Annotated in this window: 11 protein-coding genes, 2 pseudogenes and 1 riboswitch; all 13 genes and pseudogenes read left to right on the top strand. The window is 39.9% G+C overall.

The features are described from left to right. The first annotated feature begins 5 nt into the window (after nucleotides 1-5). The 13 genes and pseudogenes from GPK81_RS17825 to GPK81_RS01745 all read left to right on the top strand — a co-directional run bounded on the left by GPK81_RS17825 (nucleotide 6) and on the right by GPK81_RS01745 (nucleotide 16,589). Complete coding sequence (locus GPK81_RS17825) at nucleotides 6-398, top strand: hypothetical protein (RefSeq protein WP_237972460.1); 393 nt, start codon at nucleotides 6-8, stop codon at nucleotides 396-398. A gap of 26 nt (nucleotides 399-424) precedes the next feature. Further along, the gene (locus GPK81_RS01800; RefSeq protein WP_021650153.1) at nucleotides 425-1,303 is read left to right on the top strand and encodes a LysR family transcriptional regulator; all 879 of its coding nucleotides are present in this window, start codon (nucleotides 425-427) and stop codon (nucleotides 1,301-1,303) included. 126 nt (nucleotides 1,304-1,429) lie between these two features. Then, nucleotides 1,430-1,900, top strand: coding sequence for a flavodoxin (locus GPK81_RS01795; protein ID WP_005426704.1), 471 nt, complete (start codon nucleotides 1,430-1,432; stop codon nucleotides 1,898-1,900). Between the two features lie 28 nt (nucleotides 1,901-1,928). Beyond that, nucleotides 1,929-2,696, top strand: a complete 768-nt coding sequence (locus GPK81_RS01790; RefSeq protein ID WP_118071534.1) for a carboxymuconolactone decarboxylase family protein — start codon at nucleotides 1,929-1,931, stop codon at nucleotides 2,694-2,696. A 10-nt stretch (nucleotides 2,697-2,706) separates the two neighbouring features. After that, nucleotides 2,707-3,454: pseudogene (locus GPK81_RS18410) on the top strand (aldo/keto reductase). Between the two features lie 541 nt (nucleotides 3,455-3,995). Then, a riboswitch (cyclic di-GMP riboswitch) is annotated at nucleotides 3,996-4,086 on the top strand. A gap of 232 nt (nucleotides 4,087-4,318) precedes the next feature. After that, nucleotides 4,319-7,525, top strand: a complete 3,207-nt coding sequence (locus GPK81_RS01780) for a hybrid sensor histidine kinase/response regulator (protein WP_215706418.1) — start codon at nucleotides 4,319-4,321, stop codon at nucleotides 7,523-7,525. A gap of 58 nt (nucleotides 7,526-7,583) precedes the next feature. Continuing rightward, on the top strand, nucleotides 7,584-9,428 hold the full coding sequence (locus GPK81_RS01775; RefSeq protein ID WP_215706417.1) for an ABC transporter substrate-binding protein: 1,845 nt from the start codon (nucleotides 7,584-7,586) through the stop codon (nucleotides 9,426-9,428). A gap of 146 nt (nucleotides 9,429-9,574) precedes the next feature. Then, nucleotides 9,575-11,716 (top strand): ATP-binding response regulator, encoded by a 2,142-nt coding sequence (locus tag GPK81_RS01770; protein WP_215706416.1) that lies wholly within the window; start codon nucleotides 9,575-9,577, stop codon nucleotides 11,714-11,716. A gap of 204 nt (nucleotides 11,717-11,920) precedes the next feature. Then, entirely contained in the window at nucleotides 11,921-12,097 is a 177-nt protein-coding gene (locus tag GPK81_RS01765; RefSeq protein WP_118062263.1) for a helix-turn-helix domain-containing protein, read from the top strand. 121 nt (nucleotides 12,098-12,218) lie between these two features. Next, the gene (locus GPK81_RS01760; RefSeq protein ID WP_243004412.1) at nucleotides 12,219-12,434 is read left to right on the top strand and encodes a hypothetical protein; all 216 of its coding nucleotides are present in this window, start codon (nucleotides 12,219-12,221) and stop codon (nucleotides 12,432-12,434) included. A 434-nt stretch (nucleotides 12,435-12,868) separates the two neighbouring features. Next, nucleotides 12,869-14,119, top strand: coding sequence for an ATP-binding protein (locus GPK81_RS01755; protein ID WP_215706415.1), 1,251 nt, complete (start codon nucleotides 12,869-12,871; stop codon nucleotides 14,117-14,119). 153 nt (nucleotides 14,120-14,272) lie between these two features. Then, nucleotides 14,273-15,394: pseudogene (locus GPK81_RS01750) on the top strand (McrC family protein); the annotation flags it as partial. Continuing rightward, on the top strand, nucleotides 15,387-16,589 hold the full coding sequence (locus tag GPK81_RS01745; RefSeq protein WP_215706414.1) for a DnaB-like helicase C-terminal domain-containing protein: 1,203 nt from the start codon (nucleotides 15,387-15,389) through the stop codon (nucleotides 16,587-16,589). The pseudogene GPK81_RS01750 and the gene GPK81_RS01745, both read left to right, overlap by 8 nt. Nucleotides 16,590-16,596: the final 7 nt, after the last annotated feature.

The raw sequence follows: 16,596 nt of genomic DNA, 5'->3' as shown, positions 1-16,596 counted from the left end.
AATCTATGAAGGCAAATCTGAGAGAAATTATTCACTATATTGACGAGTCAACACTTGAAAAAGCGAAGAACGAAAAAGTTCAAAAGCAAGAGTCTCCCTCAAAGATGTCAAAAGACGTAGAGGAGTCTGTTGATAAGATGATCTCCAATCGTATGAGCAAAGCATATTCTGAATGGAAATCAAATCAAGATACACAGCCATTTAATGAAAATATAGAGAAGGAATACCAGAAGCTTTTGGAAACACTGTCTCCGGAACAAGAGGAAGTGCTTACGAAGTATTGTGATGAAATATTTGCCAGCGGAGCAGAGACAGAAGAGTTTTTCTATCGCCTGGGTATAAAGGATGGACTGAGATTAAAAAGTACGGTAAAATCTGTATTAGAAATGATGTCGTGAAATCGAAAGTTGAGGGAACAAAAAATATGGAATTAAGACTATTGCGCTATTTTCTGACGGTGGCAAAAGAACAGAGCTTTACAAAAGCAGCAGAACAATTGCATATTACCCAGCCAACGCTATCCAGACAAATGGCGGCATTTGAAGAGGAGCTTGGAGTAACATTATTTATTCGAAGCGGGAAGAAAATTTCGCTTACTGAAGAGGGGATTTTATTAAAAAGGCGTGCCCTGGAGATCCTTAATCTTGAGGAAAAAACACTTGAGGAACTGAAAGGAAAAGAAGATGTTGTAGAGGGAAATATAACCATTGGATGCGGTGAATTTGCAGCGGTGGAGACATTGGCGGAGATATGTAAAACATATAAAGAAAAATACCCGCTGGTTCAGATTGTATTGCATACTGCAACAGCAGATGCAGTGTATGAGATGATGAACAAAGGACTTGTAGATATTGCATTATTCATGGAGCCGGTGGACACCGAAGGGCTGGATTATATCCGGATCACAGATTGCGATCACTGGTGTGTTGGAATGCGGCCGGATGATCCGCTGGCAGAAAAAGAGTTTATAAGAAAAGAAGATCTTATTGGAAAACCATTGATCCTGCCGGAAAGAGTAAATGTTCAAAGTGAACTTGCCAATTGGTTTGGAAAAGACTTTTCGAAACTGCAGATTGCTTTTACAAGTAATCTTGGAACGAATGCCGGAGTTATGGCAGCAAATGGACTGGGCTATCCGGTATCCATCGAAGGTGCTGCAAAGTATTGGCGGGAGGATATTCTTGTACAGCGAAGAATTTCTCCTGAAATCACAACAAGTACTGTGATTGCCTGGAGACGAAACATTCCATATTCTCTGGCGGTCAGTAAAATGATAGAAGAAATAAATGCTTTTCAGGCATAGAATGGAATTCAATATAAGCATTAGACATAATAAAAATATCAGGTATAAAATAGATGTATAAGAGAAATTCAAATCTTATACATCTATTTTTATACGAAAAATTCGCAAAGAAAGGGGATTTTTATTATGAGTAAAAATTTAGTCGCATTTTTCAGTGCAAGCGGGACAACAAAAAAAGTAGCAGAAATGATTGCAGAGGAAGCAAAAGCGGATTTATTTGAGATTGAGCCAAAAGTTCCATATACAAAGGCTGATCTTGACTGGATGAATAAAAAATCCCGCAGTAGTGTGGAAATGAGTGATAAGAAATACAGACCGGAGATTATGAAGAAAAAGATGGATATGAGTTCTTATGACGAGATCCTTCTGGGATTCCCAATCTGGTGGTATGTAGCTCCGACAATTGTCAATACATTTTTGGAAGCCTATGATTTCAGTGGCAAAAAGATTGTGCTCTTTGCAACATCCGGTGGAAGTGGATTCGGTAATACTGTAAAGGAATTACAGCCATCCGCACCGGATGCGGTTATCACAGAAGGCAGCCTGTTAAACCGTGGAACAAAACAGGAAATCAGTGAGTGGGTAAAATCTTTATAAATAACAGTGCTATGGAGGTATACAGAAAATGGGAAAAATAATACAGACAGCAGGAAGAAATGCACTTGGTGAATTTGCACCGGAGTTTGCACATTTTAACGATGATGTCCTTTTCGGTGAAAACTGGAATAACCAGGATATTGACGTAAAAACAAGAAGTATCATCACAGTGGTTGCTCTGATGGCTTCCGGAATTACAGATTCTTCTTTAAAATATCATCTTCAAAATGCAAAAAATCATGGTGTAACACAAAAAGAGATTGCCGCAGTAATCACACATGTCGCATTTTATGCAGGATGGCCAAAAGCATGGGCTGTTTTCAATCTTGCAAAGGAAGTGTGGGAGACAGGCGAAGGAGATTTGCCATACGAAGAGGAAGCGATGCGGGCGCATGCAAAAGAGATGGTATTTCCAATTGGTGCACCAAATGATGGTTTTGCACAGTATTTTTCTGGCAGAAGTTTTCTTGCACCGATTTCCACTTCTCAGGTTGGCATTTTCAACGTGACATTTGAACCCGGATGCAGGAATAATTGGCATATTCATCATGCAAAAAGCGGTGGCGGGCAGATCTTAGTATGTGTAGCCGGCCGAGGGTTTTATCAGGAAGAAGGCAGGGATGCGGTAGAAATGAAACCGGGTGACTGTATTAACATTCCGGTAGATGTAAAGCACTGGCATGGGGCCGCTCCGGATGAATGGTTTTCCCATCTGGCAATTGAGGTGCCGGGAGTGGATTGTTCCAATGAGTGGTGTGAGGCGGTATCGGAGAAAGAGTACGCTGGATTAAGATAAGGAGAGCACTATGGAATACGGTAAACTCGGAAATACAGATATAGAAGTGTCAAAATTATGTGTGGGCTGCATGAGTTTTGGGAAAGCTGGAACCATGCATGACTGGACGTTGGATGAAGCTGAAAGTGAGAATGTTATCAAACATGCACTTGATTTGGGATATAACTTTTTTGATACAGCAAATGGATATTCAGCAGGAACAAGTGAGGAATATTTAGGTAAAGCATTGAAGAAAAATGTAGCGAGAAATCAGGTTGTGATTGCATCCAAGGTATATTTTAATGAAGGTCGTTTATCAAGACAGGCAATCATGAGGGAAATAGATGGAACTCTGTCACGTCTTGGAACCGACTATCTTGATTTATATATCATCCATAGATTTGACTATGATACACCAATTGAAGAAACTATGGAGGCACTGCACGATCTGGTAAAAGCAGGAAAGGTCAGGGCACTTGGTGCATCTGCCATGTATGGATATCATACAGATAGTTAAACGTGTAGCGGAGCTTGCCGAAAAGTATAACTGCAAAATGTCCCAGATAGCCATTGCATGGCAGTGGGCAAAGGGAATTCTATCGCCTATTATTGGGGCAACCAAAACGCAGTATCTGGATGATTCAGCCGGAGCATTTGACATTAAATTAACTGCCGAAGACCTTGCATATCTTGAAGAGCCATATGTTCCACATGAGATAGTTGGTGCAATTGATAAAAATCCGGCGCAAGGTGTTATTTTGCTTGATGAAAAGAAATAAAGTTTCAGTAATCATAGAGTGTATGGATTCAATTCCATCGGTAAGACGTAATCCTATAAAATGTCTGTGATTCAGTTCTTTATCTTTGTTTTCTGTTCTCATACTCCTCCTTCCACTGAGACTATTCCTCCCTCCGGGAGTCCACGTATTTCAATATCGGCTGTCCCTTCCGATATTAGAAATAGTGCTGTGAACACTTTCAGGTGGAACCAACAGACAAGTGAAACGTCTGTTATTGAGAGGGTATGGGGAGATCCCCATCAAGATAAATCCCATAGGAGAACAGGATGCCAAACGGCAATACTGTTAAACATGGGTGGATCTTGCTCTTATTTGTATCCCTCTATATAACGAAACGCTCAGAGGCTGTTTTACAGTGGGGGGAAAAGAAAAAATATCAAAAAAATGTTGAACGGAATGTATTAAATGTAATTGACTACTTATACAACTATACCAAGATAAAAAAATATACAGATTTTCTATCCAATATTATTGACGTGTAAAAAACTTCATGGTATTTTTATTTTGGGAAAAATGAAAATTATTTTAAAGGCAAACCTGTTGAAAGGCAGGGGCGCAAAGCCAGAAGGGACTAAAGTCAGAAAGCTTGACCATGTCAGCCGGTTGCCACTGTTTCCATATCAACATAATATATGGAAAAGATGTTTGAACAGAAGAGATTCCGATACCTTTTATACTATATAGATGTGTGATTTAAAAAAATATAATAGGGACACTGGCAGATTTTGGCAAGTGTCCTTTTTGTATGCAAAAATGGGTAACAAAACTGGCAGGGACAGGTTTTCTGTATACAGATAAAAGCAGGGTGAAGAAGGCATAAGACGGAGAGAGGATTTTTATAAAATGAAAAATTATGAGGACAAAATATATTCCTTAGGTGAGACTGTACCAGGACAGACACAGGCCATGTCACAGGCAGTACAGAAAACACTGGAAAATAATGGCGGGGTAGGCATAATGACAGGATATTATGACCAAAACCTGTCTGTTTTATCTGTGAGCAATCTGCTGTTACATAGTACAGGATATACATTCGACTCTTTTATGAAGCAGACAAACGGCTCATTGAAAAATTTCTTTTATGGCGAGGAAGATATACTGGATCGAGATCGTTTTTTGCAGCTTCACGGAGCAGGGGAATCACAGATCCTTACAGCAGACGGTACAGTGAATAATGTACGGCTTTATAAAGAAGATGCGACAGATGAGGCGGGCAGACAGATCTGGGTTATGTCTGTACAGGTCAACTGGGATCATGTAAATCTGGCACTGCTCAATGAGGCTATCTGTTCCGGCTTCTGGTATTTTGACTGTGACGAAAACAGTGAGATTGTGAATGCAAACTGGAGTCATGAATTCCGAAAAATGCTTGGCTATCATGACACTCTGGACTTTCCGAATAAACTGGAATCCTGGTCAGATCTTCTGCATCCACAGGATAAAGAAAGAGTAATGGTGCAGCTTCAGGCGGCAATTAAGGATAAGACGAACCAGATAAAATACCAGGTAGAGTATCGTATGAGAATGAAGGATAATCAATACCAGTGGTTTCGGGCATCGGCAGAAGTAATACGCCGTCTGGATGGTTCTGCCAGCAGGATTGCCGGGATTTTTATTAACATTGATGGGGAGAAAAAAGAAATCATGCAGGCACAAAAATCTGCTGCTTTCCACCGGGCTTTTACAAAAGCAGATCTGTGCGAGTATTATGTGAATCTGGAAGCGAATACTTTTGATACCTTTAAGGTTGAGCCGTCCCTGATGACCGTCTTTGAACAGAGTCATACATGGGATGAACTGATTCGGCATTTTGTGGATTCCTATGTTGTGGAGAAAGATAAGAAGGCGGTATCCTCTTTTTACGACCGTGGTTATATTGCAGAAAGGCTGAAGGGTCTGGAAACCGAATTGGCTTTGGAGTGCCGTATCACTCTGAATGGAGAAGAACGATGGGTCCGTAATGTGATCATACGCGGCGAGATAGAGGATTCAGAATATGCCATGATCTTTCTGCGGGATATCACAGAGACAAAGGTGGAGAGTGCACGGCATCTGCAGATGGCAGCGGATAATGCTTCCATGGAGCAGCTGATCCAGAGTATTGTGCGTCTGGTTGACCGTTTTGTTGTCTGTGATCTGGAAAATGACAGGTATGAATTCTACAATCTGAATGGACAGATGATATATAAACCTCTGGGATTTTATCATGATTTTCAGATGCAGGTTCTTGAAAAATATAAGACACTGGAACCATTGGAAGCTATAGATATCCTGATAGCCCCGGATAATATTCGGAAAAAACTGAAAAGTGAAAATGATATTTATAAGTTTGAGTATTGCAGCCAGGATGAAAAGACTTATAAGATCGCTTCTTACATACCCCTGGAATGGGAGGATGGAAAACTGGTAAAAGTATTGCTGGCATCCATGGATGTGACACAGGAGAAAAAAGCAGAGATTGAATCCCGTCAGGCACTGAAAGAGGCTTACTGTTCTGCAGAAAATGCTAATCGTGCGAAAACAGAATTCCTTTCCAATATGTCCCATGATATCAGGACACCGATGAACGCTATTGTCGGTCTGACAGCGATCGCAGGAGCAAATATTGAGAGTCAGGACAGAGTCATTGAATGTCTCAGCAAAATTACAAAATCAAGCCGTCATCTGCTGGGGCTGATCAATGAAGTGCTGGATATGGCACGTATCGAAAGCGGAAAAATGACGCTGGCACAGGAAGATTTCAATCTGTCAGAACTGGTGGATAATCTTATTACGCTTACGAAACCGGTGCTTGATGAACATAAACATAATTTTGATATACATATTAATCACATTGAACATGAGGATGTCTGCGGTGATAGTCTGAGGATTCAGCAGGTGTTTGTGAATCTGATGAGTAATGCGATCAAGTATACACCGGATGGTGGGAATATTATTTTTTCCATAGAGGAAAAGCCAAATGGATTTTCAGAGCTTGGATGCTATGAATTTACGATTGAGGATAATGGAATCGGTATGTCACCGGAATTCCAGAAAATCATGTTTGATCCTTTCAGTCGCGCAGATGATCACCGGACAACCAGAGTTCAGGGAACTGGTCTGGGAATGGCGATCAGCAGAAATATTGTTAATCTGATGAATGGTAATATTAAAGTGGAGAGCACCTTACATAAGGGAACCAGAATTACGGTAACGATTTACCTGGAGCTTCAGGAAAAAGAAAAAGAACAGGACAAAAATCTGATGAATCTGCCGGTTCTGGTAGTGGATGATGATAAGACATGCTGTGAAAGTACAGTTGCCACACTGAAGGAAATCGGTATTATGGGTGAATGGGTTCTCTCTGGCAGGGAAGCGGTTGAGCGCTGTTATGCACGGCATGAGTTGAAAGATGATTACTTTGCTGTTATTTTAGACTGGAAGATGCCGGAGATGGATGGCATAGAAACAGCCAGACAGATTCGGAAGCGGATAGGAAAAGAGATCACCATCATTGTATTGACATCTTATGAATTCAGCGAAATTGAAGAAGAAGCAAAGGTTGCAGGTGTAGATGCTTTTATTGCAAAACCGCTGTTCCGTTCCCGGCTGACGGCTACACTGCGGCAGTTTACTTCAGGCAGAAAAGAAAAAACAGCAAGAAATTATCTGGAGAAGTTGTCAGAATCAGACTACACAGGAAAAAGGATTCTGCTGGTTGAGGATAATGAGTTGAACAGAGAAATTGCTGGTGAAATTTTGCAGATGACAGGGGCAGAAGTGGAAATAGCAGAAAATGGAAAAATCGCAGTTGAAAAAGTGGAAGCTTCTCCGAAAGGTTCGTATGATCTTGTTTTTATGGATATCCAAATGCCTGTCATGAATGGCTATGAGGCAACCGCAGCGATCAGGAGCCTTCCGGGTGAACAGGGAAAACTGCCGATCGTTGCCATGACTGCCAATGCTTTTGCAGAAGATGTACAGCTGGCAAAAAACACAGGCATGAATGGACATATCGCAAAACCGCTGGATATGAATAAGCTGAATGATGTCCTGGAAAGCTGGCTGTAATTGATTCCCGATTATTGAATTAATGTTTTTAGCAGGAAAGAATGAGGAAAATACGAGTATGAAAAAGGCAAAACATTGTCTGATAGCTTTATTGTCAGGGGTGCTTGTAGCAACTACTGTTTTGTCTGGCTGTGGACAATCTGAAAAAGCAGTATCTGAAAATGATGATCACCTTACTGTGTATCTGTGGGAAAATCGTTTAATGAAAAATATTGTACCCTATATCTATGAGCAGTTTCCGGATCAGGATATTGAGTTTATTACCGGCAACAATGATACCGATTTATACAGCTATTTTGAAGAACATGGTGAACTGCCGGATATCATAACTGTACGTCGATTCTCAGGAACAGATGCACAGAATCTGGAGCCGTATCTTATGGATTTTGCTTCTTATGATGTGGTTTCCAGGTATTACTCCTATGCATTGCAATATTATAAAAACTCAAAAGATGAGATTCAGTGGCTTCCTATCTGCGGTATGCCGCAGACGATCATTGCCAACAAGACATTGTTTGAGCAGTTCGGGATCAAGATACCGGAAAATTATAAGGAATATGCACAGGCGTGCCAGCAGTTTTATGATAATGGTATAAAACCTTATTCTCTGGATCTTGCAGAAGACTGGTCTGCTCATGAGGTGATTCAGACAGGTGCAATCGGTGAATTCATGAGTCTGGATGGAATCGAATGGAGAAGCTCAGCTGAAAGTGCATCAGGGGATATTGCGTTTGATGATGCGTTATGGAAACGTATTTTTTCAGAAACCAATACATTTTTGAAGGACTCACATTTTACAAGTGATGATATTAGCGTCGATATTAATACTGCAGCGCAGATGTTCCTTGAGGGAAAAGCAGCAATGTTTCATGGTTATCCGGCACTTATGCAGGAATATCAGGAACAGATGGATGCAGAATTAACCCGTATACCGTTTTTTTCACAGATTTCGGATGAAGCTTTTATAAATATGACCCCTTCTCTGAATATTGCATTCAACAAAGACCTGGAAAAAGATCAGGAAAAACTGGACCTGGCATTCGATGTCCTGGATCGTATGATTTCAAAAGAAGGACAAACGCTGATTGCAGAAGGAAAGGGTGTAATTTCATTAAATGTAGATGTTCCAAACATGATGGAAGATGTACCTGGCCTTGAAGATGAAATTAATAATAATTCTGTTTATATCCGATATTCTGCTCAAAAATCATTTGATGCCAGCCTTAAGGCTGTTCACGGATTATTGTCAGGGGAAATGGATGAAACACAGGCGTATGATGCTTTTCGCAGCACAATGAACAGCAAGGATTCAAAAGAAGAAACCACAGTTAATTTTGAAAACGAATATGCCATTTCGCTAAATGATAAAAACGGTCGCGATGCGGCATCTTCTATTTTAACTACGATCAGAGAAGAAAATGATGCTCAGCTGGCTTTGGTACCATATTATTATTTTACTTCTTCCATTTACAAAGGGGAGTGCACCGGCAGCCGGGTTGCTTTGATGACAGCAAAGAGTTCAGATACACCATTATATCTGGCAAAAATCAATGGCAAAGAGGTTTATGAACTTGCGGAGAAATATCTTGCTGATTCTGATGAGAAATTTCATGTAACCAATAAATATGAATTACCAATTGCATCCGGTATGAAAATAATCGTCAGTCAGGAGGAAAACGGATTCTCATTACAGGACATAGAAGTAAATAAGAAAAAAACAGACAAAGACAAGGAGTACTCTATTCTTCTTACAGACACCACAATGTCTGTTTTGAAAAAAATAAATCCGGAATGTGAGATCAGGCAGCTTAAGGACACAACATTATCAAGTGCATGGACTGCAGCAATGGCAAACGGACAGCAACCGTCAGCACCGGAAGATTATATAGAGGTTGAAAAATAAAAGTGGGAAAAGAACAAGTGATAACAAAAAGAAAAAAGATCATAGTACCATTGTTTTTTTTAATTCTTATACTTTTAAGCTTAATTTTTGTAAAGCTCCTTTTGAACAGGATGAACAGCTATATCGCAGAAAACGGGAAAAGCAATATGGGAGCGGTTGTTGAACAGATACAGCAGACCTATGATCTGCAGGTGAATGGATACTACAGTCAGCTGCATTTGCTTGAGGATTCTCTTATTCAGGAGGACGGAAGGTCTCTTGGACTGGATATAAACAAAAAGTTTTTTGAGGCATGGCAGAAAGAATCTGAAAGTACACTTATATTTCTCCAGGAAAATGGAAAGGCAATAACCACTGATGGAACAAAACTTCGGGTTGACATGCCAAGTAAACTTTTGTTGGATTTGAGGAACGGATATAATATTGGAAAATTAGTTTCTCTTGATTACAACCAGAAGAAAAAAGATGGTTATCTGGTTGCAATTCCATGTCAGGAATATACGATTAATGGGGAAACTTATACGGCAATTGGAACCTTGTATGATCATTCAAAATTAGATTCCATGTTAAGTGTGAAAAGCTATAACGGGAATGCGTATCTGTTTATGCTGGATAACGACGGAAATATTACTTATACAAATCAGAAAGAAGATAAATTTTTTAGGAACTATTTTTTGTTAAAGCATTTAAAAGGAGATCAGGCTATCACTGAGGAAGAGGCTGATTCTCTTCAAAAAAAGCTGGATGGCAGAGAACAGGGGGTAGAACTTCTGGGAAGTGACAAACCTTACTATCTGGGATACTGTCCGATAGAAAATAATAACACCATGCTGATCTGTATTGTAGAAAAGAGTGTTGTAGATAATGTACTGAAAGATTATCAGAAAACAATAGGATTTACAACATTACTCATGGCAGGTTTTATACTTTTGCTTTTTGCCGGATTATTCTGCAGTATTTCTAGACGCAGTCTTGCTGAGCAAAAAGCTGAATATGAAAAAAGAAATAATGAGATTCAGACGCAGGCAATGAAGGAAATGGAGGAGTCCAATAAAAAACTGAAAAAAGCAAAGGACATTACAACGGAAGCCTTGCAGACAGCTGAAAATGCAAATAAGGCGAAAACAGATTTCCTGTCCAATATGTCACATGATATTCGTACACCAATGAATGCAATTATCGGTATGACGTCATTGATTAGACATGATGCAGGCAATAAAGCGAAAGTAATAGAGTATGCAGATAAAATAGATATTTCATCACAGCATCTGTTAGGAATCATTAATGATATTCTGGATATGAGTAAGATAGAAGCAGGAAAAACAGTTTTTAAATATACAGACTTTTCCATGCCAGATCTTATTGAGGAACTCAATACGATATTTCAGCCACAGATTGCTGAAAGAAATCAGACTCTTATGGTCATAAAAGAAAACATCCGGCATGAGTGGGTAAATGGAGATCAGGTTCATCTGATGCAGATTTTCAGCAACCTGCTTTCTAATGCAGTGAAGTACACGCAGGAAGGTGGAAAAATTCAGTTTCTGGTAGAAGAATGTGAGACAAAGTCATCTGTCTATGCAAAGTACCGTTTCTTAGTCAGCGATAATGGCATGGGAATGTCGGCAGATTTCAAAGAGACGATCTTTGATCCGTTTACCCGTGCTGAAGGTTCTGTGACTAATAAGATACAGGGAACCGGTCTGGGAATGGCTATTACCAGAAACCTGGTTGAAGCAATGGGAGGCACCATAGATGTGGAGAGTGAACTGGGACAGGGAAGCTGTTTTGAGGTTCTCATAGATCTGAGAATTGCAGAGGATAGATCTGTTTCCTCAACAGTACAGGAAGAAAAGAATGAACAGAATGATAATATCTTTCAAGGAATGAGATTCCTGTGTGCGGAGGATAATGAGCTGAATGCAGAAATTCTGACGGAACTGTTAAAGATTGAGGGGGCAGAATGTACCATCTGTGAAAATGGTGAAGAGATTTTGAAGACATTTGAAAAGTCTGCACCAGGGGATTATGACATGATCCTGATGGATGTGCAGATGCCTGTTATGAATGGTTATGAGGCAACGGAGGCAATCCGCAGAAGTTCTCATGAGTTGGCAAAGAAGATTCCGATTATTGCAATGACCGCCAATGCATTCTCGGAGGATATTCAGCATTCTCTGGCAGCCGGTATGAATGCGCATGTTTCAAAACCGGTTGAGATGAGGGTACTGGAAAAGACGATCAGAAGCATAAAAACCGGTGGGGGGGGGCGAAACTCAAGGCATTAATCAATAACCACTAAAAATAATAATATTATTAATCATAGAGTGTATGGATTCAAATTCCATATGCTCTTTTTCTTTACTTAATTTCAGGAAAAATGCAAAAAATTCAAAAAGATTGCTTTTGACCACTGTAAAACAGGCTCTGAGCGTTTCGTTATATGAAGGGATAATTTTTCTTTCGTATTTCAAAGAAAAGAGGATAAAGAAATGTCAGAAAAAAGATGTTATACAGTTCAAGAGTTACAGGAAATCTTAGGAGTCAGCAGACCTACTATTTATAACCTTTTGAAGAAAAAGGAATTCCGGTGGATCCAGTTGGATGGCGGCAAGTATCGCATCTCCAAGAAGAGTTTCGATAACTGGCTCGATAACTTGGAACAGTAAAAAAACAGGGTGTTGATCAGGCAGATTTTGTCTGCAATCGATATCCTAAATTTTTATCTGGATTTGAGATATGATATAAGAAAAAACACTAACACTAAAAAAGACAGGAAGTGAAGAATAAATGGCAACAGCAATTATGAAACAAAAAGAAGTTCCGGAAATGGACGATGTTGAAGAAATCATTTCGAAGATATCAGAGGACAGCCCTTACAAACGTCGTCCAACACAAAAGAGAACCTGGATGACAGTGCCGGAAATGGGAAAGCTGCTGGGAACAACCAGAAGCTCAGTATATGCAATTCTTGATAATCCAAAGTATGCGTTATATTATTTATAGACAAGAAAATATCTTGTGCTTTCGATAGGAAGTTTAATTGAATACTGTTTACCATGATCGAACGTACGAAGCATGGTGGTCATATAACAGATGTCGATGGTAATATCAAGGCATTCCCCGATTATTAGCTGGAGCAAACAAACAGCTAACTTTCAGAGCTTTACAGAGCTTGACAGAGAGTGACAATAGGTTGGAGCTCTCCTAAGCGAGGGGTCGGAGGTTCAAATCCTCTCGGGGACGTCTGACAGCGGTCCATGGTTCGCAGATTGTGCGGATCGTGGGCTGCTTTTTATTGGATTTATGTTTTCTTAGGGTTATGTGCAGATAAATCAATCGAAAACGGCCAAAAAAACAATCGCAAAAAAATACGATTGTTTTTTTGACCGTTTTTGCATATAATAATATAACAAAAAAATGGAAAGGATGGAAAGAGTATGCAGGAAACAAGAACGATAGAGTTTAAAGAAACGATTACAAATACTTTTTTAAAAACAGTGAGTGCCTTTTCAAATTACAATGGGGGAAAGATTTTCTTTGGAATTGATGACAGCGGGAAGGTAAAGGGACTGGCAGATGTAAAACAAGCATGTCTGGATATTGAAAATAAGATCAATGACAGCATTTCACCTCAACCGGATTATACACTTGAAGCACAAAAAGATCATACAATAATACTTTCTGTTAAAAGTGGTGCATATAAGCCATATTTGTATAAGTCAAAAGCATATAAGAGAAATGATACAGCAACGATAGAAGTAGATGCACTGGAATTATCAAGACTTATTCTGGAAGGAAAAAATATACGCTTTGAGGAACTTCCATGTAAAGAGCAGAATTTGTCATTTGAAGTTTTAAATCATAAGCTGGAAGAGTGTGTTCATATCGAAAGATTTAATCAGGATACTTTAAGAACCTTGAATTTATATAATGATGATAATGGTTATAACAACGCTGCGGGGCTTCTGGCAGATAAAAATCAATTTCCGGGAATTGATATCATGAAGTTTGGTGAAAACATCAGCATTATTCAAAAGAGAGCAACTTTTGAAAATGTATCAGTTTTGGAAGAATATGATAAGACAATAGATGTATTCAGAGATTATTATCAATATGAGATAATAGAAGGCACTGACAGAAAAAAAATGGAAAAAATACCCGAGGCTGCATTCAGAGAAGCGATTGCAAATGCTTTGATCCACAGAGCGTGGGATGTGGAAGCGAGAATCAGAGTTTTGATGTTTGATGACAGAATAGAAATTGTTTCTCCCGGAGGTTTGCCATCTGGAATAACAGAAGATGAATATTTAGCTGGTAAATTGTCTGTTTTAAGAAACAGAATTCTTGCAAATGTGTTTTACAGATTAGGGTTTGTTGAGATATTTGGAACGGGAATTACAAGAATTAAACAACTTTATGAAACGGGACTGAAAAAACCAGATTTTGAAATCTCAGAGAACACTATTAAAATAGTACTTCCAGTTTTGGAAAAAGATTTAAATTTAACAGACGACGAAAGACTGATATATAAAAACTTAAGTAAAACAATGTTGAAGCCAATCAGTGAAATTGTATCACATGTCCCTTTTGGAAAATCAAAGACAACGGATATATTGAAAAGTATGATAAAAAAAGGTGCTGTAAAAGTTGAAGGAAGAGGTCGAGGAACGAAGTATATATTAAAATAGATGAAAAGCAATAGTCCCCTGCGGAGCTGCGACAGGCAGTGCGCAGGGGATTTGTTTTATTTGGTGACGGGAAGTTTTTCAAATGCATCAACCGGAAGAAGGTAGCGCATGGTGCAGTTTCCTTTGTAGGCTGGGGAGTTTGGGTATGTAGGAGAGCTGGAACTGAAAAGCGGACTGCGGCTTCAGATTCTGCCAAAGATTTATTTTGGCGGCAGTGAGGATCGGACGAAACAGATCTATCTGGAGATGCTTAAGAGCACCTACAGGTTAACGGAAAAAGCGATGAACCAGATTTCTCTTGGAATGGGGGATATGGAACTGTTTGAGGCTTATATCCGGATGTATCTTGATGAGGCACAGATGCTGGTGAAACGGGGACTTCGTTCTGCATATGAAGAAAAAACGGATAACCTCAGATGCTTTCGCGGAAAGCTCCAGGTGTCAGGCCATATCCGTCGAAATATCGCACATAAAGAGAGATTCTATGTGACGTATGAGGAATTTACAAAGAACCGGCCAGAGAACCGACTGATAAAAACTACGTTAAAGAAACTGCAGAAAGTTACCACAGATGGGAAGAATAAACAGGATGCAAGAGAACTTCTTCTGTTTTTTGACGGGATACAGGAATCCGTGGATTACCGCCAGGATTTTGCACAGATAAGGATCGACCGGAATTCCAGAGAATATGAGAAGATCATGAAGTGGACGGAAGTGATCTTACTGGGAAACAGCTTCCTCAATTTTTCAGATGGGCTCAAAGCCAGATCCATATTATTTGCCATGGACGAAGTTTTTGAGAATTATGTGGCATGTCAGATAAAAAAATATTTCAGAGAAAACTGGGAGGTATCTTCCCAGGATAAAAATTATTATCTGTTTGAAAAACCACGGGATTTTCAGCTGAGACCGGATATTGTAATGAAAAAAGGGGAAGGAAACAGAACTGTTATCCTTGATACAAAATGGAAAAGCCTTCCTGATATGAAAAACGAAGGATGGAGTGCCTTCAATAAAAAAGCCAGAAATGATATTTATCAGATGGTTACATATGCAAGCCGTTATGAGGCAGAGGAGATCTGGCTTCTCTATCCGAAAGCAAAGTATTCATACCAGTATGAAGGAATCAGGGACCGTTTTGAAACAAAAATTTATGGTCATACACTGGTGATCCATCTGTTTTTTATTGATCTGGAAAATATGGAAGAGTCTATGAAACGTTTATCTCAGGGACTTGAAGACAAAATGGCCGGGGAGGTGAAGAAGTATGAGTGAACAGGCATCCGGAAATTTTATTTCTGTTTCAGAGAGACTGAAACGGTTTAAACCGGCCAGTGGAAGAAGAACTGTAAAGCATTATCCTACCGGGATCAAAAAGCTGGATCAGATGCTTGGCGGCGGACTTTATGCAGGACTTACTTTTCTCGGCGCAAGACCAGGAATGGGAAAGAGTACCTTTGCGCTGCAGATCGCTTCAGAAATTGCGGCAGCCGGTTCGCCGGTACTGTTTTACTCCCTGGAGATGCCATCTGTCCGTATGGAGGCAAAAATATTAAACCGTGCCATTCATATGCGGTATCCGAACAGCTCCCTGACCGCGGACTGGTTTCTCAGAGAAGAAAACAATACAGGGAAACAGAAAGACTGGAAACTGATAGAAAAGGTGGGAAAAGAGATCAGCGGCAGTTTTGACAAGATGTACATAAAAGAGCGTAAAAAGCTTTCTGTTTCGGGCCGGGATATCGTTCAGGATGTGGAAATGTTCATGAACGAAAAGAAAGAAAAACCGGTGGTTTTTGTAGATTACCTGCAGATCCTTTCTTCCTGCACAGGAAACAGAAACGCTACAGAGCGGCAGAAAAATGATGAAAATATCAATGAGCTCAGCGGCCTTTCCAACAAGTATGACCTAGCGGTTTTTGTGATCAGTTCCCTGAACAGAGAGTCTTACCGGGAGGAACAGAGATCTCTGAGAATGGATTCTTTTAAGGAGACGGGAGGAATCGAGTACTCTGCAAGCGTGATCCTGGGACTTCAGCCAAGAAATATCCGACAGCCTAAATTTAATTATGAACAGGAAATATCGAAAGAGATCCGGGAGCAGGAGATTGTTTTTCTGAAACAGAGATATGGTATATCCGGGATGAAGGCGAATGTGAGTGTGGATTTCCATGCTGCGAAGGACCTTTACACAGAAAAAGGAGCATTCGGGAAAAAATCAGCTCAAAATGTTTCACGTGAAACAAAAACGGATAAGAAAAATACGGAGAATGCAAATGCTTTACCGAAAAAGAGCGGGAGTGCTTCAGAAAACACAACATTGCAGGATGTAAAAGCCAATGCAGATTCACTGAAAAATACAGAAACACAAGCCCTGGAAGCAGAACGCCCACAAACTCAAAATGCAAATCTGGAATATCCGGATGATCCGAGAGCACGTCTGGAGGAAGAATTTCGAAGTCTTTTGTAATATTCCG

This window comes from Blautia sp. MCC283, assembly GCF_018785565.1.
Lineage (GTDB): Bacteria > Bacillota > Clostridia > Lachnospirales > Lachnospiraceae > Blautia_A.
The sequence above is the reverse complement of the archived record's forward strand: the minus strand, read 5'-3'. Positions and strand labels throughout refer to the sequence as shown.